This is a genomic window from Bacteroides sp. MSB163, from assembly GCF_036416795.1.
GTDB lineage: Bacteria > Bacteroidota > Bacteroidia > Bacteroidales > Bacteroidaceae > Bacteroides > Bacteroides maternus.
On the sequence record NZ_CP143867.1, the window covers coordinates 127,376 to 148,658 of the forward strand.

A 21,283-nucleotide genomic window follows, 5' to 3' on the forward strand; every position below is an offset into this window, starting at 1 on the left:
TTAAATATATGTGTTAATACTAGAATCTACCATGTTCTAGCAGAACTTATGAAAAGCAAATTCTCAACAGTTATTTTTTATTATTCAAAATAGCTTGTTCGTTATGAAAAATTTCATTTGAATATAATCAATGAGATTATATCTAAAAAAACAAACTCATAGTTTATATTTGCTTTTATGTTAACATTAATGTCTTTTTCTATAAAGCAGTACTATTTTTATGTTATTAACAACAAAAGCATCTTTATTATTTGCCAAAACAAGATGCGCTTCTATCATTTTGCTTTTTAAAACAATCATAGATTCACCGTTTTCTTGATTAAAAATAGATATAAATGTAATATAAACACTCAATCGAATACATATCCAAACAATATGTATTTGCAAGTATTTTAATTTTTATTTCGCAATTTGTTTTGATTTTATAAAATATTACCTAATTTTGCAGCGGTGGAACATGAATAAACGGCTATGCTTTCAGCGAATTCGATTAAAACACATTTACGAAAGAAAGATTAATGTCATTCTTCATCTACACTTCAAATAAATATATAGCTAAAAGTTTGAAAAGATAATAAAAGTCTATATTCCTGAAAAAGTAACAGAAGTATCATGAAAACAACAGCTACGGTAGAAGCAACTTTTTGCTGATATCATTGATTAGTACACTTTAACCAATCTATCAAGTTCTGCTAGAACTCCATCTTTTAATCAGTATTTTAAAAAGACAAGAAACACACAGAATAGGATATTTAATTTGAAACTCTTACCTTTGTCCGCTGATTACATGAAACGGCAATATGACAGAACAGGAAGTCAGAAGGTATCTACGGAAAATGAGCGAGCAGGATTCACAAACTGCTTTCCGGGATTTTTATGACATGACATACGATCGTCTGTTCCGTATTGCTTATTACTACACTCACCACGAAGAATGGTCGCAAGAAATTGTGCTTGATGTTTTCATGAAACTCTGGGAACACCGTAAGCAACTATTAGAAATTACCAATATCGAAGATTACTGTTTCATACTCGTAAAGAATGCCTCTCTCAACTATATAGAAAAAGAGGAGCGCCGCCCCACCCTATCAACAGAAACTCTACAAGAACACTCCGATCAAGCAGTATCTCCTGAAGATACTCTGATCAGCGAGGAGCTTTTTTCCCGCTATGTAAAAGCTCTCGACCGACTACCGGAACGTTGCCGTGAAGTCTTTATCCGCATCCGTGAAGAAAAACAAACCTATGCACAAGTAGCAGAAGAGTTGGGTATCAGTACAAAAACGGTGGATGCGCAATTGCAGAAAGCAACCATTCGATTGAAAGAAATACTGCTCTAATAAATAGAGCTTGTCAAACAACATTCATCAATCCCCGGTGTTAGTAAACCATCCTCCCGGCAGGGCTACACCTTTTCCCCCAGATGGCTACACCCTTTGGAGGCGATGGCTACACCATCCGAAGAAAAGGGTGTAGCCTTATAAAAGTAGTGCCACAGCTATCTCCTGAGCGGGTACAGACCGTTTTTACCATATTCCGCCCCGACATCATCATGTAACATTTTCACACTTCCGGAAGTGCTCATCCCCATGCCTGAAGAACTCAACCCGAAAGGGGCGATGAAGATAGGGGGAAAAAGTATATCTACTTATCAAAGGACTGGAGGAATGGTACAAAAGGGAATAGGCATCCACAGTAATTATCACATGATTAATTAACACTTTTTATTTCTATCGCCATAGGGAGTTTCTTTTCTGCTCCTGTCTTTACTCATGAACTATATTAAACTAAACTAAAATTAAAACGACATGAAAAGATTTTGCAAACAAATGGCAGGAACCGCAGGGCTTCTCTTCATCCTTGCCGCATGCAGTAACAACAGTTCCAGTTATCCCGAAGAGTATGTAGGTTTTGAGAAAGCCACCAAAAACTATTCGTTCGACAAAAACAAAGACACAGAAGAGTTCGACGTAAAGATTATTGCCGCTGAAAAGAAAAATGAGGATAGAGAAGTTCTCATTAATGGCATAAACATGCCGGGTAAAGCAGTTATTTTCAGTCTTGAAGACAAGACGGTCATTATCCCTGCCAAGAAGAAATCAGCCAATCTACGAGTGAAGATCTATCCGAAGAGAGTGACAGACAAAGCTGAATTCCGCATCGTCTGTACCCCGAAGGATAAAGAAGGCAAAAAGACACAGATCACTATCCATCTAAGTCCCCAATAATGGGAACTACAACTCCATTCTGTTTCATCCTACCACTAGCTTTTTCTCACGTGAGCTTGGTACATAAATGCCTTAAGGCCGTATGAAAACTAAGCTTTGCTTTATTGTTTTTGTTCTTTTGCCTGTAACAAAACTTCGTCCCACAGTTGCGGGCTCTATGTTTTCCAGTTGAGGGCTGTCGGTCCCACGATTGCGGGCTACACAGCCCTCAACTGAAAAACGAGGTTTTGCTTATAGCATAATGACATTAACATTAAAGCTTTAGGGGAAAAAGGAAGGAGCATATCAAGTTTCTCCTCTATAATTCAGCTTTCTATATAATGGGATTATGAAGCCTGACTCCTCAATTCTTACGAAGTGATAACTTCTGCGATGAAAATTCAGTTTAAAAGGAGATATTTGCATGAATACGGGCAAAGTTTGTAAAATACAGATTAAGGGCTTGTAAATTAGTGGATTACAAACATAAAAACGCTCTTTTTTTCTATTTTTCGGTGTAGGATACAACTTTCCTACACCTTCCTACACCACTTCCTACACCACCTATCTATTTGATAACCAGATGAAAATGATAGCGGGTGTAGGATGTAGGAAGAATTGATATAAACTCGACAATATGAGTTCCCTCCTTTTTAAATCACTACTTAGCACTTTTTCCAGAAAAAAGTAATTTCGGCATAGGGAGTTTTTCCGTTTTACCTGTCTTTATAGAAAAGAGGAATAAGAACATGGAACAAGAATTTGAAAAAATACTCGATAAACTCGCAACCTCCACCCGTTCGCCGAGAGGAAGATTCTCGAAAGCCAATAGCTGGATACTTCTTGAGAAACGGTTGCCGCATCTGCAACGCCGCATCCTTTCATTGCACACAATGGCTGGTGCAGCCGCTGTCGCCGTGCTTTGTGTACTGGGCTGGTGGGCATACTATATGTTCGCCCCGGTACCATTGCAAACCGTATCCACATTGGCAGAAACACGTACCGTTACACTACCCGACCAAACAGAAATTGTACTGAACCGCTATTCTTCTCTGACTTATCCCGAACGCTTCAGAGGAAAAGACCGGAAAGTACAGTTGCAAGGAGAAGCTTATTTCGAAGTCAGCAAGGATGCAGCACATCCTTTTAAAGTGGAAGCCGGAGCAATTATTGTGCAGGTTTTAGGTACACATTTCAATGTCGAAGCCTATCCCAAAGATACACAAGTGAAAACCACCTTGTTGGAAGGTTCCGTTTCTGTCAGCCTCATCGACAAAACAGAAGAGAACCTGATACTCTCACCCAATGAAAGCGCTATATATAATAAGGATAAGAAAAGTCTGACTCTACATACCGAAAACAATGCATCCGAAGAGATTATCTGGAGAAACGGAACACTGCTTTTCAAAAGCATTCCTTTACAAGAGATTGTCCGACAACTTTCTAACGCTTTCCACACAGACATTCGTATTGAAGACGCTGATTTACAAAACTATCGCATGACGGCTACTTTCTCTGATGGCGAAACACTGGAAGATATTCTTTCGCTGCTTTGCCGCAACCAAAAGTTTGAATACACAAAAACTAATAACATAATAACCATCACACAAAAATTAAACTAGAATGAAATCCTCTATCTGTTCCCCCCGCACCATCAGGAAATTTTTCCTGATGGGAGCGGTTCTCCTATCAACCTGTACACTACAAAGTACAATCGTATTTGCCACCTGCGTTCTACAGAAGACCAATCCTTCACAAACGCGTTTCAGCATCAAACTGCAAAACGCTACACTGGAAGAGTTTGTGAAACAAGTGGAACAAAAAACCGGGTACAGTTTCATATATGGAGAAGAAGTACGCTTAAATGGACGCATCACATTGGCCGTCCGTGACCTTACTATTAACGAGATTCTCCGGAAGGCCTTTGAAAACCAACCGATAGGTTTCGAAGTCTCCGGAAAACATATTTTGCTAAACAAGCGGCCCGTGCCGCAGAAAACCGTAAGCCGGCGGTTCACTATCAGCGGATACGTGACGGACGGGGTGTCTTCCGAGACACTGATTGGTGCCAATATCCTCGATAGTCGTCAGCGTGTGGGCACTGCCACCAATCCTTTCGGTTTCTATACTCTTACTTTACCGGAAGGAGATGCGGATTTAAGTTTTTCGTATTTAGGGTACGAAACTTGGCACAGTTCGTTCCCGCTAAATAAAGACACCGTGCTCAACGTCCGCCTGGACAGCAATAACGAACTGGCGGAAGTGATAGTACTTTCGGATAAGAAAGAGGCCGGCATTCAGTCTACTGCTATGGGAGCACATGAAATTCCAATGGCACAGATACAACATACTCCGGCTGTGCTGGGAGAGGCTGATATATTGAAAACTATTCAGTTAATGCCAGGTGTACAAGCCGGAACGGAAGGCTTTTCCGGTTTATATGTACGTGGCGGAGGACCGGACCAGAACCTGATATTGCTGGACGGTATTCCGGTATATAATGCAGATCATCTTTTGGGGGTATTCTCCGTATTTACTCCCGAAGCTATAAAAAACACTACACTCTACAAGAGTTCCTTTCCCGCCCGTTACGGCGGTCGGCTTTCCTCTATTGTCGATATACGCACCAACGACGGAGATATGCACCATTACCACGGAGCACTCAGTGTAGGTACACTTACCGACAAATTGCATTTTGAAGGACCTATCTGGAAAGGACACACTTCTTTCAGCCTTAGTGCACGTGCCACGCACACCGCCTTCTTCAAAAACCTCATAGTGGATAAAGATGATTATTACGCCGATAAATACAACTACTACTTTTACGACATCAATGCCAAGGTGAACCATAAATTCAATGACCGCAGCCGCCTCTTCATCGGTTTCTATAAAGGAAAGGACCACTACCACTTTGACACCACCGACAGCAACAACTACTATCAGAACAACGACGAAACTAAAGTCTATTATAAAGATGACAGCCACCTGAACTGGGGAAACACGATAGCCTATGGCCGCTGGAATTATGTATTTAATAGTAAGTTGTTCTGCAACACCACTATTTCCTACAATAACTATCTGATGAAATTGAATCAGGATGTGGAAGATACGCGCACCTACCGGGGGCAAATATTAGATCGTTATAGCTATTTATCCCAATTCCGTTCGGGCATCAGTGACTGGAGTGCGCGCATGGACTTCGATTTTACACCCGCACCGGAGCATCACATCAAGTTTGGAGCAGAATATATCCACCATACTTTCCGCCCGGGCATCTCCACTTCCAAGACTCAGGAGGTGGAAAACGGAGAGCAACAGGAAGAAACTATTTATGCTGCCAGCAATAATCATGTACTACGAGGACAAGAGGTATCACTCTATGCTGAAGATAATTTCAATCTGAACAATCATCTCAGTCTAAATGCCGGTATAAGGGCATCTCTGTTCTCTACACAAGGAAAGAACTACTGTTCGATTCAACCACGCCTCTCCACACGCTACAACTTCGGACAGGGATTCTCCGCCAAGGCATCCTATACATGCATGGCACAATATGTACACTTGCTTTCATCCACTCCTTTCTCTATGCCTACGGATCTTTGGGTACCAATTACCAAAAACATACGTCCCATGTATGCCAATCAATACTCTCTTGGAGGCTATTATACCAGCCGGGCTGGCTGGGAGTTCTCTATAGAGGGATATTATAAGCAGATGCGTCACATACTGGAATATCAGGATGGCGTTTCTTTTTTCGGCACTTCCACTAATTGGGAGGAAAAAGTAGAAATGGGTGAAGGACGTTCCTTTGGCCTGGAAATGATGGTACAAAAAACTTTGGGAAAGACTACCGGTTGGCTAGCATATACGCTGGCAAAGACCGATCACCGTTTCAAAGATGGCGCCATCAGCCAAGGTAAATGGTTTCCTTATAAATATGACCGCCGCCACAGCATCAGTCTGTGTTTGAATCATAAATTCAGCGAACGTATCGACGTCGGAGCTTCATGGATATTCAATACCGGGGGATGCATCACAGTACCTGAACGGGAGACCATTATCATCCGTCCCGAAGGCAATATAGAATCTGCTCCTTATATTTCCCAGCGCAACAACTATCGCCTGCCAGCCAGTCATCGCCTAAACCTGGGTATCAACTTCAACAAGAAAACCAAGCATGGCATGCGTACCTGGAACATCAGCCTTTATAATGCCTACAATGCTATGAACCCCAACCTGGTTTACAGCAAATGGGAACAAGGTTACAATCTGATTTACGATGACTTTTACAACAGCATATATCAGGGAAACGGTAATCAATATAACTCAGAGAAAAAGTCGAAGACTGTTATCAAGAAACTGACTATATTACCCTGCATACCCTCTGTGACTTATACCTATAAATTTTAAAAGCCATACCAGATTATGAAAACAAGAATTAAATTACACCTTATTATATATATAGCTTTCGCCGGACTCTTTATGGCTTGTGAAAATGAAATCCCATATAATCCCGGACAACAAAATCCGCAGCTTATCATGAATGCCCTGCTCAATGCCGGACAAACAGAGAATCTCGTTTATCTGCATCTTAGTGAAGGAAACAGCATCGGCCGCATCAATGAAGCAACGCTTTCCCTCTATGTAAACGATAAACAGGTTGAATCCCCTCAAGCCATATCTCCCGAAGAATACTATGGAAATATGCGAAATCAGCTTGACAAGGGGCAATATGAAGCATTACTAAAAAGTATGCGTTTCAAAATATTCCGTCTCACCGCCCACTTACAACCTGGAGATAACATTCGCCTGGAAGCCACAGCGGAAGGCGGAAAGTATCATGTCAGTTCGCAAGTAACTGTTCCCCGTCCTCTACAAAGCCTGCAAGTGGACACCTGTACCGCCCTCATCCGCCAATGGGGTAACATGAGAGCCCATCGTCAATACCGCATCACCTTAGAGGATCTTCCCAACGAAAAGAACTATTACCGTCTGGAGATAGTGAATAACAAAGACTTCCGCTGCGTTATCTACACGCCCAACGAAGACGAGAACGGAGACTATATAAAGGATGAGAATGGAGATTACATTTACACCATAACGAAAGACACAGTTGTCAACTATAGATATACCGAACTTATCAACCGTGAAGACGTGATCCTGACCGACGGACATGTCACCAGCTCGGATGATGATGAAAATGCAATGTTTCCCACCAACATTGAAAACAAATACAGTATCTTCACAGATAATCGTTTCACCAATTCATCTGCCACGCTGAAAGTTTACACCCCACTTTACGATGACAACTATGATATTCTCCAATCACTGAATTATACCCGGTGCTACCTGAAACAAAATATCACCGTGCGCGTGCTCAGTTTGCCTGAAACATATTATCGCTACCTGAAAGCTTTAAACTGCATGGATGACGAAGATTATGACGAAGCCCTGATGGAACCTATCAGCCTGCCCAGCAATGTAGAAGGCGGATTGGGCTTTGTAGGTATTTCATCTGAAATTCAATACACCATAGATATGCCGGATAAAAAATGGGGATGGTGGTAAAATCCGGATAAATACTATCATTATGATCACCCGTGTTCGATAACTATATTACATTCACATTACAAATAGAAGCCTTAAACGAGCAAAATAACACCAGATAATTGATCTATATCAAGAAATGCTCCCTTAAACAGCACTTTCCTTCTTCTTTGCTTTTATGTTATAAAACATATTCCTATATTTGCATAGGTAAAAAGAAAAAGCTAAGCGCTTAGAGCTATTTTCAATAGGTATTAGATTTTTAGAGTTAGAATTGTTTTTAGGTATAACAAATTAAAAGTAGGTATTATGAAACGTTTAGGATTAACATTAATGGCAGCAGTCTGCCTGACTGCTACGACATTTGCAGCAGGAAATCAACCTACAACTGCAAAATGGGATGGTAACATCAACGTAACCAAGTTGAGTAAATATTTAAAATTGTCGGCTGACCAGCATGAAGAAGTAGCAAACATCTGCGAATACTTCTCTACACAGATGGGACGTGCCACAACTGCAAAGAAGGACCAAGAAAAGAAACTCCACAATGCAGTGTACGGAAACTTGAAGTTGATGAAGAAAACGCTTACTGACAAGCAATATGCTGATTATGCGAAAGTATTGAATGTCACTTTGCAGAATAAAGGTATCGAAGTGAAATAATAAGAGAGGGCACTGAACATCACGTTTTGTGCCCTCTTTCCTCTATCAACACTATACGAGTGTCGACTCCCTAACCAATATATATTTCATTTACAAACAATATCTGTCTTGTAGCTCCTTTTTATATTTCTTAGAGACCAGCAACTCATCTACATTCTCAAATGGCGGATACAACACACATTTACCATCCTTGATAATCATCAGATAATCAATATTGATTATAAAAGACTGATGAATCTGCACAAAACAAGGAGCATATCTCACGATCTGATCGGCCGTGGTACTCTTCTTCAGAGGTAACGGCGTTTGTCCACTCAATACTGCCTCCCACTGTTTCCGGTCAGAGCAATACCGGAAATATCCAATCTCGGCGGGCCGCAATGCCCGCATGTCATTTGTTGGAGTAAACACCATAAATGTCTGACTGGTGTTTGCTAATGCCGCAGGAAAAAATGCAGCTTTCCGTTCTAATTCTATTCTTTCCATAAATCGGGAAATAATAAGTTCCAGATCTTTGTCCTCAAAAGGTTTCAATAAATAATCAAAAGCAGATTGACGAATGGCCGACATCATATATTTATCGTATGCCGTATAAAAAACGACTTTCATGCCCCAAGTCAGAGATTCGCGAATACTATCCAGCAAATCCATCCCCCTCATATCAGGTAGCTCTACATCTAAAAAGAGCAAATCGGGACGCACTTTAGCTATCAGTTTCTTCCCGGATACTCCATTGCGTGCAGTGCCTTCTAAATGGAAGTTTTCAAATTTCTGTAACCCGAATACCAGATTATCCAAGGACAACTCATCGTCATCTACTATTGCAACCTTATACCTGTCCATACCTCTCTTGTTTCTGCGAAATTAAATAACTGAAAGCAATTTAAAAAATCAGAATATGTCATTTTCAGGATATTCGCCCCAAATAACGGATATCCAATCAAAATTGAGGATTATTCAAAAATCATAAAACTGAATAATCATAATCCAACGGTAAATGGAAACTTACTTCACATCCGGTCTCGCCATCCGGCAAAGGAATATTGTGTACCGAAGTTTCAATCATTTCCTTATTCTTAGCATTCAAAATCTGAATAGTTTGCATGATTACCTTCATTCCGGTCCCTGTCCCTCTGTTAGCACTGTTCAGTTTGAATCCGCCCCCGTTATCCGTAATCCGGACACAAATATACGTACCGGAACGATGAACATCAATCCAAAGGCGCCGTTCACCTTCTTTGCCCCGAAGAGCATGCTTGATGGCATTCTCCACCGGTATCTGTATTAACATGGAAGGCAGAAGCAACTGATTGGTGTCCACATCTTCACCAACTTCAATAGTCACCTTAAATTCCGGTCCCAAAGAACGGCGTTGAAGATCAATGTAGGTTTGTACAAAACCTAATTCTTCTTTTAAGGTAACACACATTTGCTCAGCTAATTCCAAATTCCGTCGCATTAGTTTCACCAATGAGGAGAGCTCTTTTTTATTCTCCCCTTCCCGACTGCCCATTTCCTGGTTCAGCACATTGAAAATAAAATGCGGTGACATTCTGTTACGTATATTCTCCAAACGTAAAGAAGATATAGTACGCTGACTTTGTGCGAGCAGAAGAGCCCGTCTTTTCTTTTCATACAGATAGATGAAACTCGCAATAACCAATGCCAAAACACAAACTCCAATCAAGAAGAAACGTCCCTCATGCAACTTTAGCATCTCTACCTTCTGCTGCTCAATCAATATGTTCTTTGCCAACAGTGTAGAGTCCTGTTGATATCTCAATGACATATCGGCTGTACGCATTCTTACATGTTCATTCCGGATAGAATCGTCCAGCCGGTTGTTTTCTTTCTGATAAAAGAAAGCATTTTTATAATCTGCCGTCTTCTCGTAAAACTCCTGCAAATACTTATTACGAATACGCAGCATGTCCGGCTCTATTTGATTCGGATTGGCAGTCTTACCTAGCAGATTTCTTACGGTTGCCATATCATTTCGCTCCAGAGCCAGACCGATACGCTGGGTATCAATATAATAAAGCGCTCCTGCTGCCCCTATTTTCCGAAAAAAGGGTTGGCAATCATCGATATATTTAGCCGCTGAGTCAGGTTCATTCATTTGCAGATAGACATCCCCCAGATTCACCATACACAGGTTTTTCTCAAAGCCCATATCGGGATGAGAAACCGCCAGCGAGAAACCTTTCTTGAAATATTTTAAAGCTTCCGGATAATCCTCACGATAATAATATGAATTACCACGATTATTCAAATAGATATATTTCTCGTAAGGAAGCATTTTATCATAAAACATTCCTGCCAGATTATAGTAATAGTCGCACTGATCAAAGTCGTGTAAAGCCATATACACCTGAGCCAGCCCATAATAAACAGGATGACGACGTCCCTCCGATATTCCTAAAGAATCTCCGATTTGCAGCGCTTTACGATACCAAAATGCACTTACGTCATATTTTCCCTGCCGGCTGCATGCATCAGCCAGATTGATAAGAATATCCGGGACTGATTCTGTTTTTACTCCCTTCAAACGTTGTTTGTAAGAATCTGTAAAGCAGACTATAGCCGAATCCATAGCGCCTACACGCACATAAATATTACCTTTTGTATTCAGATATTCCGAGCGTAAATCAGCAAGGTAGGGTGAAGTTTGTTCACGGGCACAAAAGTCCTCTATCCGTTTTATTAAATAACGGGCTGAATCCACATCCGAAGTGAACATATACGTTTTTAATACTATAGCAGAGTAATAATACCATTCCAGACTATCAGTCGACATCTCCATCTTTTGCTTTGCCAACGCACGTATCTGTTGTGGATGAGTGGTCAAAGAATCTGTAACCGAACGATAAAAAGAGTCGTATTCTTTTTTCCAGGAGGAATGCTGCTCAGACTGTTTACACGAAACAGCTAAGAATAGTAGTAAGAGAACCGGAAGAGAAGTTCTCCACTGAATTTTGCCATATATCGTGTTCATAGCTATTGACATTTATATAAAGAATAAAGATATCCTTCATGCATTGCTACAAATATAATAGTTTTTCCCATTTAGTACAATTTTAAGACCACTTATCCGCTAAGATATTTATTTATCCTGTTTTTACTTATTACATAATTTGGGTATCACAAATACTTATTTTAACTTTGCGTAAACAAATTGAAGTAATCATTAACAGTAACCCACAAATTACGAGACACAATGAGAAAGCTTTTACTTTTGGGGATTTGTATCTCCTCTCTTCTTCTCCCCACAACTATGCAGGCGCAATACTTGCGTTCATCCTATTTTATGGAAGGTAGTAGTACCCGCATTCAGTTAAATCCGGCATTGCAACCCAAACGTGGTTATGTCAATCTCCCCGGTATCGGTTCCGTGAATGCCGAAGTAGCCACTAACTCACTTGGTATACAAGATGTCATCGACGTTTTCGATTCCGATGGTGAATTTTATAACAATGACAAGTTCTACAATCGCCTGAAAGGAATGAATGAAGTGAATATCAGTGCGAATACAGATGTTATATCCTTCGGATTCTATAAAGGAAAAGGTTTCTGGTCATTCAATGTAGGGGCACGGGCTGATGTGGACGCCACTATTCCTAAAACCATGTTCGACTACCTCCGCGCAACAGACGCTGATAATTTCAGCTGGAATGGTGAGAGTTTTGATATCCGCAATGAAAAGTTACGTTTGAACGCTTACATAGAAGTTGGAGCAGGATATTCACGTGCCATCAACGAGCGCTTAACCGTAGGCGGTAAAGCCAAATTACTATTAGGTGCAGGAAACATAAACCTGAAAATCAACCAGCTCTATATGTATGGAAAGGATGCTGGTATCGACTCTGAATTCCAACTAAAAACGGATGCATATCTGGAAGCTTCTGCAAAAGGACTTGATCTGGAAGAAGAAAACGGATACATCACCGACCTGGATTACAATAGTTTTGGTATCAGTGGTTATGGAGCAGGTATCGATTTAGGAGCAAGCTATCAGGTGATGAAGAATCTTACTGTTTCTGCCGCCATTCTTGACTTAGGATTTATTTCCTGGGGCAAATCAAATACTCAAATAGCTGAATCAGATAAGAATACTACTATTGATAAAAATAACTATAGCGAATCATCCGATGTGCTGGACTTTGAATTATTCGGTTTGAAGAAGAAGGAAAACAAATCACGCACCACCTCCTTATCACCGACTATGGTTATCGGAGGGGAATACGGATTACTGAACAACAAACTGGGATTAGGATTATTATCAACTACCCGTTTCGGCCAGTTAAAAACGTATTCAGAATTGACATTCTCCGCCAATTATCGTCCCAATACTTTGATTAATACTACGTTGAGCTATTCCATGTTACAAGGTGGCGAGACATTCGGTATTGCTTTCAAAATAGGTCCTTTGATGCTGGGTACTGACTATATGTATTTTGGAAATAACTCCAAACATGTGAATGCCTTTATCGGACTTTCTATTCCTTTGGGAAAGAAAATATAATAGCTACGAGTTACAGGCTACAAGCTACGAGTGCTATGCAGAATAATAGCGCAGCAACTTGTAGCTTGTAACTTTTGTAGCTTGTAACTATTTAATCGTTATCATCGTTGCCCCGAAACCATATTCCTGGAAAGAGGCATCCTGATGCCGGAAAGTAGAATATTTACGTTTCAGTTCATCCAGCAACGCTTTACGAAGTACACCGTCACCTTTTCCGTGGATAAAGACAATACGCTGTTCACGTTTATTCTTATACAGTTCCAGCACCTCACGGAATTTATCCAGCTGATAATTCAGTATCTCACTGTTGCTCATTCCATGAGTATCATCCAGCAATTCACCAATATGAAGGTCTATCTCAATAATGCCGCTTTGTCCGCCACGTTTCACGATCGGCTGAGATTTGGGTTTGTCCGCCACTGTTTTCTGAAGCAAAGCTGATTGCAATTCTTCAGCAGAAACATACACTTGTTTAGCGGGAACATCATCCTTTACTATATCGTAAATCAATGCAGGCGTTTCAAAGAACTCTGACTCCTGGAATGTATGCAATTTATAGAACTTCACCGTATCAATACGTAATTCCACGCTTACTGCCGGTTTCATAGCAAACGAACGCCCTTCCTTAAAAGCAATAAATTGCACAGCTACGTGTTCACGATCATTCAATTCTGCTTTTTCAAATTCTTCCAGCAAGAATTTTGTATTCGGCTCCACTACTCCATTGGAACGGACCTCCCATGCTTTTCCTTCGGCACAGAGATAGGTATAATACAAATAATAGTTACTGTCATTCACCAGATAAGCTTCAAAAGGAGTCGTGCTGACTGCTTTGATATCTTCCGGAACAAAAGCCAGAAAAACATTCAGCACATCCCCACCACGCATTTCCGGCTGACGAAAAGCAGAAACTTGAGGCTTAGACAAATGTCCCATTTCTTTTTCTTCCTGTACAGGATGGGAAATGGAAGATTGTACCGGTCTCGTCATATTATAATCATCCGTATCAATCACCACACACTCACGTATGGGCATCGGGATATCAAATCCATCGGCATCTTCTACCAACACAATATCCTTTCCCCGAAATCCCGTCACAATACCGCCCCCGATCTCATTCAGAAAGCGTACTTTATCACCTATTTTCATCTTCTTTCTATTTAAGTATTTGACGAATTAGAATTTACGATTGAAGTTCGAAAGCCCAATCGCTCTACAAAGATACGGCAACTCAATAAAAAAAGATAGAAAAAAGAGAATAAATATCCGTACCTTTGCAGCCCGTAAAGAAGTTTATCATGAAAGAAGATCCAAAACATATCCGCATCAGTGAATTTAACTATCCGTTACCGGATGAACGTATCGCAAAATTCCCCCTACCTGTGCGCGATCAGTCCAAACTCCTGGTCTACCGCCATGGTGAAGTATCCGAAGACCGCTTTACTTCACTTCCCTCCTATCTCCCAACGGGAAGTCTGATGATATTCAATAATACAAAAGTGATACAGGCACGCCTGCACTTCCGTAAAGAAACCGGCGCTCTCATTGAGGTCTTTTGCCTGGAACCGATTGGACCGAACGATTATGCGCTTAACTTCCAACAAACTGAACATGCCGCCTGGCTTTGTATGATCGGTAATCTGAAGAAGTGGAAAGAAGGTACGCTGAAACGGGAAATGACTGTAAAAGAGCAACCGATTACTTTGACTGCTACCCGTGGTAAATGCCACGGCACCAGCCATTGGGTAGATTTCCGTTGGGATAATCCGGAGATAACTTTTGCTGATATCCTCGAAGTATTCGGCGAACTTCCCATTCCGCCTTATCTGAATCGGGATACACAGGAAAGTGATAAAGAAACTTATCAGACTGTTTATTCTAAAATAAAAGGTTCAGTAGCCGCTCCTACTGCCGGACTACACTTTACCCCCCGTGTACTGGATGCTCTGAAAGAAAAAGGTATTGATCTCGAAGAACTGACTTTACACGTAGGTGCAGGTACTTTCAAACCCGTTAAAAGTGAAGAGATTGAAGGGCACGAAATGCATACGGAATATATTTCCGTGTCATGCGGAACCATTGAAAAGCTGATTGCACACAATGGAAAAGCAATTGCAGTAGGTACTACCTCCGTACGAACACTGGAAAGCCTTTACCATATCGGCGTTACCCTGCTGAAAAATCCGGATGCAACGGAAGAAGAGCTTCATGTGCATCAATGGCAACCTTATGAAACAGCTGAAGAAGCTGCAAACATCACATCTGTAAAAGCTCTGCAAGCTATACTTGACTATCTGAACCGTCACGATATGGAAGCCCTGCATACCAGCACGCAGATCATTATTGCACCGGGATACGACTACAAGATTGTATGTGCCATGGTCACTAATTTCCATCAACCGCAAAGTACATTGCTATTACTTGTTTCAGCTTTTGTAAAAGGCAACTGGCGCAAGATATATGACTTCGCATTAGGTCACGACTTCCGTTTTCTGAGTTATGGAGATTCTTCATTATTAATACCGTAAAATTATGAACAGCGATAACAACCAAGAAATGTTTCCTATTGTCGACGAACAAGGAAATATCACAGGTGCCGCTACACGTGGCGAATGCCACAGTGGTAGCAGACTCTTGCATCCGGTCATTCACCTTCACGTTTTTAATTCCAAAGGCGAACTGTATATGCAGAAACGTCCCGAATGGAAAGATATTCAGCCGGGAAAGTGGGATACTTCCGTAGGAGGACATGTAGACCTGGGCGAAAGTGTAGAAATGGCATTGAAGCGCGAAGTACGGGAAGAGTTAGGCATCACCGACTTTACTCCCGAAACCATTACAAGTTACGTTTTTGAATCCGCACGCGAGAAAGAGCTTGTCTTTGTACACAAAACGGTTTACGACGGCGAGATACAACCAAGCGATGAATTGGACGGTGGTCGTTTCTGGACCATAGAGGAGATTAAAGAGAATATGGGGAAAGGTGTGTTTACACCGAACTTTGAGGGGGAGATAGAGAAAGTAATCGAACCACTTTAACCTTGATACTAACTGAAATTATGCAGAACTTTATAAAAACATCTATTTAAAATAATCCTATTAATCTGCAACTTCTAAATAAAAAATCCCCCTAAACACTTGACATCGCTTCCTCGATATCGTATATTTGTATCGGTAAATCTATTTAAGATTCAATTTTAAATTAGTATAAACGGAGAGGCATCGCTTCTCCGTTCTTTTTTTATATCTACTGTCCCCATTTGAAATGCCACATGTCAGTTCCCCGAATGCCACACCTCAGTGGGTCAAATGCTACACCTCAACAGGTGAGATGGCTGGCATTTAGGTTGTTGAGGTGTGGCATTCGGATTACTGAGGTGTGGCATTTCGGTTATTCAGCCCTGCGAAACGGATGATGCATTCGGGGCAAACGGATGATGTGTTCGGGGTAAACAGATGATGCGTTTGAGGTAAACAGATGATGCGTTTGAGGTAAACAGACGGTCTGTCCGAAAGCAAAAACGGGAAGTTTGAGCCTCCCGTCTGTTAATCTTACGTAAATCTGCTCTTGACAAAAAAGCAAAGTTGTCCGCTACTATCTGACGGATAAGAAATGTTTTCCCTACACGACGACCATAGACCGCTACAAACTCCGACCTATTGGAACTGACGTATTCCCTTAAGGCTTCCAATTCCTTTTTACGTCCTATCAACTTTACGTTCATCGCTCTTTCCTCCATTTATAACTTGCGCAAACACCAATTTTTACCCCCGTTTGCGCAAATTATGATTCCATCGGCTACGTTAATCAAAAAAAGTCCCGCCTTTCTCTTCCGGAAAAGCGGGACTTGTCATTATCGTTTAATTCAGCTTACTTCGCCAAATCTTCAATCACCTTCATTATCTTCTGACCGATTTCTTCAGCCGCTTCCACTGTGGAAGCTTCACTATACACGCGGATAATCGGCTCAGTATTGCTTTTGCGCAAGTGTACCCACTTATCGGCAAAGTCTATTTTTACTCCATCGATGTCATTGATTTCTTCATCCTTATAAAGCTCTTTCACTTTAGCCAGAATAGCATCCACATCCGTTTCGGGAGTCAGGTCTACACGGTTCTTTGCCATGAAGTATGACGGATAAGTTGCACGAAGTTCACTTACTTTCTTGCCTTCATGTGCCAGATGGCTCAGGAACAAGGCAATACCTACCAAAGCATCGCGACCGTAATGACTTTCCGGATAAATAACTCCACCATTGCCTTCACCACCGATTACAGCGCCTACTTCCTTCATTTTAGTGGTTACGTTCACTTCGCCCACAGCAGAAGCAAAGTATTCCTTACCGTACTTACGGGTTACATCGCGCAACGCACGTGTAGAACTCAAGTTAGAAACCGTATTGCCCGGAGTATGCTTCAACACATAGTCAGCCACACTTACCAGCGTATATTCTTCACCATACATCTTTCCATCTTCGCAAATCATTGCCAGACGGTCCACATCAGGGTCAACAACAAAAGCCACATCCGCCTTACCACCCTTCATCAGGTTCATTATGTCACCCAGGTTCTTTTCAAGCGGTTCAGGATTGTGTTGGAAGTCACCTGTCGGCTCACAGTAGAGCTTCTCTATATGCTGCACACCCAGTTGTTTCAACAATTCCGGCAGAATGATACCACCCACAGAGTTTACACAATCAATAGCCACGCGGAAATTCGCTTTTCTGATAGCTTCTACATCTACCAGGTTGAGCGCCAGCACACTATCTATATGTTTTTGATTATAAGTCAGATCCTTGCGATACGAGCCCAGATGGTCTACATCAGCAAAATCAAATTCTTCTGCCTCAGCAATACGAAGTACTTCATTGCCTTCGGCAGCATTCAGAAATTCACCACGTTCATTCAGCAATTTCAGAGCGTTCCATTGTTTGGGGTTGTGCGATGCTGTCAGGATAATACCGCCACTGGCACCTTCCATAGTTACAGCCAATTCAGTAGTCGGAGTGGAAGCCAGATCAATGTCGATTACATCCCAGCCCATGCCCATCAGAGTACCTACTACTACATTCTTCACCATTTCACCCGAAATACGGGCGTCGCGTCCTACTACAATTTTGTTGCTTTTTACCGTGCACGTTTTGCGAATAAGTGTGGCATACGCTGATGTGAATTTCACAATGTCAAGCGGATTCAAGCCCACACCCGCTCTTCCGCCGATGGTTCCGCGGATTCCAGAGATAGATTTGATTAGAGTCATTAGGTTAATGATTTAAAGATTGTTGGTTATACTATAGTTATTTATAGATTTGATATTTCTGAATATAGTAATAATAAGGGTATACAGATTGCATAGCTGAGCTATGTCCCATTTTAGAAGGAACAATCAGTTTAACGCACGCACCATCACGCACATAATCCAACGGCACTAGCCAACCGGCAGGGACAGCAGGACCATAATAATTGAGCATAAATCCCTGTGTAAACTGGCCGGCAATAGAGGAGCTTGTTACTCTATAGTTAAATTCATCGACTACCTCTGCATAACCCAGATTAGATACTGTTGTCACTTTATCCATAAGGCTATATTCTGAGAAACGAACCAATATCTGGTCGTTCGGCTTTACGGTATCGGCCAAATTAGTAGAACCTTTGTTTACGATATTCATATATACACCGCTGGCAAGCTGCACATACTCATTCTCCTTTGTAGTCGAGTCGTTTCTGTAAAATTCAGTCTGAGATATAACAGTGATACTACTGTCCCGTATAAATGCCTTTATAGCATCTTTTTCGTCCTCCAGCATTTCTGCATAAGTCTTGGTATTATCACAAGCCTGGAAAGCCAATCCACATGCCAGCAAGGACAAAAAGAATAATGTAAGTTTCTTCATTATCTGTTATTTAGTAATTCCGTACAAAAGTATTCGATTTCGTTGAAAGTTGAAAGCTCTACAAGGAAAGTTCGTATCTTTTAACCTTTGTGCCCCTCTTTTTTTATCCTTTCGCATTGAGTAAAGGCTTAAACTTCTCTAAAGCACGCTCCAAAACTTTCTTTGCTTCATCCATTGTACCATAGAATTCACCGCCGGAAGCATTCAAATGTCCACCTCCATTGAAGAATTCGGCAGCCAATTGATTACAGGGAAATGTGCCTACCGAACGCAACGAAACTTTAATCATTGGCTTCTCCGTATCTTCACGCAGGAAACAGGAAAACACCACATCCTTTATACTCAGAGGAATATTTACAAACCCTTCACTGTCACCCCGGATATAATCAAAGCGTCCCTGTTCGTTTCTGGTCAACGAAATCAAGGCTGCATGATAATCAGGATACACCTTCATCTGCGAAAGCACATATCCCATCAACCGCAAACGGCTCTCAGAATAAGTATTATAAACTTTCCTGTAAATATCATCTTTATCGATGCCCTTGGAAAGCAACTCGCTGATGATAAAATAGATTTCCCGGTTATTGGAATTATAGGTAAAGCCACCCGTATCGGTCATCATACCGGTATAAATACACTCTGCTCCTGCTTTGGTAATTTCATTGAAATAACCCATACGGCATATCAGACGGAACACCAGTTCGGAAGTGGAAGATATATTCGGATGTGAAATTGTAATATCACAAAATTCTTCAGGATACAGATGATGGTCTATCAATATCTTTTTCCCTTTTGCTGCCTTTACGGCATCTGCCATTGCATCAATACGACTCAAAGCGTTAAAATCCAAACAACAGATTATTTCGGCCTCAGATATCAGCTTATCGGCAAATTCTTTGTAGTGATCGTAAAGTAACACATCTTTGCTGCCCGGCATCCATCTCAGAAAATCGGGAAAGGCATTCGGCACAATGACATTTGCCACCTTATCCTGCGAATTGAGGAAATGCCACAAACCCAATGAAGAGCCTATGGCATCGCCGTCCGGCGCTACATGGGCAACAATAACAATTCTCTCCGCATGCCCCATCCACCTGGCAAAACGGTCTATCTTAGCTTGTTCGATTACTTTAGTCAACATACGCTTAATCTATGATTTACAAACAGACGGCTGGAGTGCCCCCATTCATCTATAACAATTTGAAGCGACAAAAGTACGAAAAAGTTCGGGAGTTGAGGGAAAGTAGTGCAGGTTTTATTTAGTCCTTGCCCACAGACTTATTTCCCGGAGTTTTTTCATGCTCTTCGTAGCCGGCAAGATTATATAGAACTGGGATAGTACTGTTTCCAACACGATAGATACCGAATTTAAAGTAATAACCTTCTTCGTCATTGCGCCCTATTAATATCTCTTCCTTATTTACAATATGTTTCTTAACTTCTTTTCCAGCCTGCTGATAGGACATAATCACATCCAGAAGACCGGGCTTCAGAATGGTCTCCTTCTCTTTCCCGTACAGAGTCCAGTCAATATCCACCCGGAAGGTTATCCAACAATCTTTCGGAAAGGAATCAAACGGCATTTTGTAGGCTATTGTCGAAGCTTTATAAGTGGAGGTTACGGGCTTCATAATCTCTGCCTTGTCCGGGTTTACATTACAACGGTCGGTTTTATCGGTCAGCCATTTGCGGTCTGAGTTGGCTTTAATATAGAAATAGCCTTGTGAAAAGCCGAAAGCAAGAGGTGGATAGCCACCTTGCTCAATCAGCCAGCCATTAGGTTTTCCGGCTTTATAGATTGTATCTCCTTTGGAATTGATTTTAGTTATTTTGTCATGGGCTATATTCTTCTTGAAAACCATCCTCTTTTCCAATTCAAGGAATTCTTCAACGCTAAGTCTCATCACCTTACCGTCAGGATCGGAAACAAGTGTACGACTCGGCATGCCATGCCATTGTGCAAAAATGGTAGACACATCCTTGTCCAGAGTCCGTGGAATATAAACAGAGAATGTATAACTCATGGATGAACCTTGCGGACAACTACCTTTACCATAGTGGTATACAGTCTTCATTTTCTGTGCATTGAGGTACTCAACTGCCGGATAATTGCGGAAATCATCGGCAACAGCATAGCAATAGCACAATTCGGCACGGCCTTTGGTTTCTCCCTGGGCATAGCCTTCCAAAGTATTGTCTTCCTGTTTCAGCTCGAAGCGATAAGAAGGTTTGCCTTGAAAAGGACGGGAATAATCCAACTGAATGGTATGGGGTTTATTTGTACCGACGGCCACCCAACGCCCGTCAATAATCTGATTTGTACGGGCTGAATCAGCCTGCACATTTACGCGTTCTTTCAGGGGTGTTAAGTTATCTGACTGTGCACGGACCGGACTTGCTGTTACCAAAGACAAAAGACAAAGGGGGATTAATACTGTGGTTTTCATTCT

The 21,283-nt window shown here is 41.4% G+C and carries 17 protein-coding genes; 9 read left to right on the plus strand and 8 right to left on the minus strand.

The features are described from left to right. Nucleotides 1-800 precede the first annotated feature (800 nt). The 6 genes from VYM24_RS00370 (at nt 801) to VYM24_RS00395 (ending at nt 8,417) form a co-directional block, all read left to right on the plus strand. Entirely contained in the window at nt 801-1,340 is a 540-nt protein-coding gene (locus VYM24_RS00370; protein WP_330941198.1) for an RNA polymerase sigma-70 factor, read from the plus strand. Between the two features lie 468 nt (nt 1,341-1,808). Then, complete coding sequence (locus VYM24_RS00375; protein ID WP_224320507.1) at nt 1,809-2,228, plus strand: hypothetical protein; 420 nt, start codon at nt 1,809-1,811, stop codon at nt 2,226-2,228. 728 nt (nt 2,229-2,956) lie between these two features. Then, complete coding sequence (locus tag VYM24_RS00380; RefSeq protein ID WP_291548721.1) at nt 2,957-3,829, plus strand: FecR family protein; 873 nt, start codon at nt 2,957-2,959, stop codon at nt 3,827-3,829. A 1-nt stretch (nt 3,830) separates the two neighbouring features. Next, nucleotides 3,831-6,617, plus strand: a complete 2,787-nt coding sequence (locus tag VYM24_RS00385) for a TonB-dependent receptor (RefSeq protein ID WP_330941199.1) — start codon at nt 3,831-3,833, stop codon at nt 6,615-6,617. A 15-nt stretch (nt 6,618-6,632) separates the two neighbouring features. Further along, nucleotides 6,633-7,775 carry a DUF4249 domain-containing protein gene (locus tag VYM24_RS00390; RefSeq protein WP_330941200.1) on the plus strand — a complete coding sequence of 381 codons (1,143 nt, stop codon included), beginning with the start codon at nt 6,633-6,635 and terminating at the stop codon, nt 7,773-7,775. 288 nt (nt 7,776-8,063) lie between these two features. Next, nucleotides 8,064-8,417 carry a hypothetical protein gene (locus tag VYM24_RS00395; protein ID WP_044266298.1) on the plus strand — a complete coding sequence of 118 codons (354 nt, stop codon included), beginning with the start codon at nt 8,064-8,066 and terminating at the stop codon, nt 8,415-8,417. 90 nt (nt 8,418-8,507) lie between these two features. Here VYM24_RS00395 and VYM24_RS00400 read toward each other — a convergent pair whose 3' ends face one another. Both VYM24_RS00400 and VYM24_RS00405 read right to left on the minus strand, forming a co-directional pair. Continuing rightward, entirely contained in the window at nt 8,508-9,260 is a 753-nt protein-coding gene (locus tag VYM24_RS00400) for a LytR/AlgR family response regulator transcription factor (RefSeq protein ID WP_299088076.1), read from the minus strand. Nucleotides 9,261-9,381: 121 nt separating this feature from the next. Next, on the minus strand, nt 9,382-11,412 hold the full coding sequence (locus VYM24_RS00405) for a tetratricopeptide repeat-containing sensor histidine kinase (protein WP_330941201.1): 2,031 nt from the start codon (nt 11,410-11,412) through the stop codon (nt 9,382-9,384). Between the two features lie 222 nt (nt 11,413-11,634). Between VYM24_RS00405 and VYM24_RS00410 the strand changes: the two genes are divergently transcribed. Beyond that, nucleotides 11,635-12,939 (plus strand): DUF5723 family protein, encoded by a 1,305-nt coding sequence (locus tag VYM24_RS00410; protein ID WP_330941202.1) that lies wholly within the window; start codon nt 11,635-11,637, stop codon nt 12,937-12,939. A gap of 87 nt (nt 12,940-13,026) precedes the next feature. Here VYM24_RS00410 and VYM24_RS00415 read toward each other — a convergent pair whose 3' ends face one another. Then, nucleotides 13,027-14,088: a DUF2027 domain-containing protein gene (locus VYM24_RS00415; RefSeq protein WP_291548734.1), complete on the minus strand. Its 1,062-nt coding sequence runs from the start codon at nt 14,086-14,088 to the stop codon at nt 13,027-13,029. Nucleotides 14,089-14,237: 149 nt separating this feature from the next. Here VYM24_RS00415 and VYM24_RS00420 point away from each other — a divergent pair, with 149 nt between their 5' ends. Beyond that, nucleotides 14,238-15,467, plus strand: a complete 1,230-nt coding sequence (locus VYM24_RS00420; protein ID WP_330941203.1) for an S-adenosylmethionine:tRNA ribosyltransferase-isomerase — start codon at nt 14,238-14,240, stop codon at nt 15,465-15,467. A 4-nt stretch (nt 15,468-15,471) separates the two neighbouring features. Continuing rightward, nucleotides 15,472-15,978, plus strand: a complete 507-nt coding sequence (locus VYM24_RS00425) for an NUDIX hydrolase (RefSeq protein ID WP_291548739.1) — start codon at nt 15,472-15,474, stop codon at nt 15,976-15,978. 356 nt (nt 15,979-16,334) lie between these two features. On the opposite strand, the gene VYM24_RS00430 is transcribed toward VYM24_RS00425, so the two are convergent. The 5 genes from VYM24_RS00430 to VYM24_RS00450 all read right to left on the minus strand — a co-directional run bounded on the left by VYM24_RS00430 (nt 16,335) and on the right by VYM24_RS00450 (nt 21,280). Then, nucleotides 16,335-16,664, minus strand: coding sequence for a hypothetical protein (locus tag VYM24_RS00430; protein WP_330941204.1), 330 nt, complete (start codon nt 16,662-16,664; stop codon nt 16,335-16,337). A 146-nt stretch (nt 16,665-16,810) separates the two neighbouring features. After that, nucleotides 16,811-18,199, minus strand: a complete 1,389-nt coding sequence (glmM, locus tag VYM24_RS00435) for a phosphoglucosamine mutase (RefSeq protein ID WP_291548743.1) — start codon at nt 18,197-18,199, stop codon at nt 16,811-16,813. 37 nt (nt 18,200-18,236) lie between these two features. Beyond that, nucleotides 18,237-18,833, minus strand: coding sequence for a BamK family beta-barrel-assembly machinery protein (gene bamK, locus VYM24_RS00440; protein ID WP_299088089.1), 597 nt, complete (start codon nt 18,831-18,833; stop codon nt 18,237-18,239). Nucleotides 18,834-18,936: 103 nt separating this feature from the next. Then, nucleotides 18,937-19,974, minus strand: a complete 1,038-nt coding sequence (locus VYM24_RS00445; RefSeq protein ID WP_118435907.1) for a DHH family phosphoesterase — start codon at nt 19,972-19,974, stop codon at nt 18,937-18,939. Nucleotides 19,975-20,092: 118 nt separating this feature from the next. Further along, on the minus strand, nt 20,093-21,280 hold the full coding sequence (locus VYM24_RS00450) for a heparin lyase I family protein (RefSeq protein ID WP_330941205.1): 1,188 nt from the start codon (nt 21,278-21,280) through the stop codon (nt 20,093-20,095). Nucleotides 21,281-21,283 lie beyond the last annotated feature (3 nt).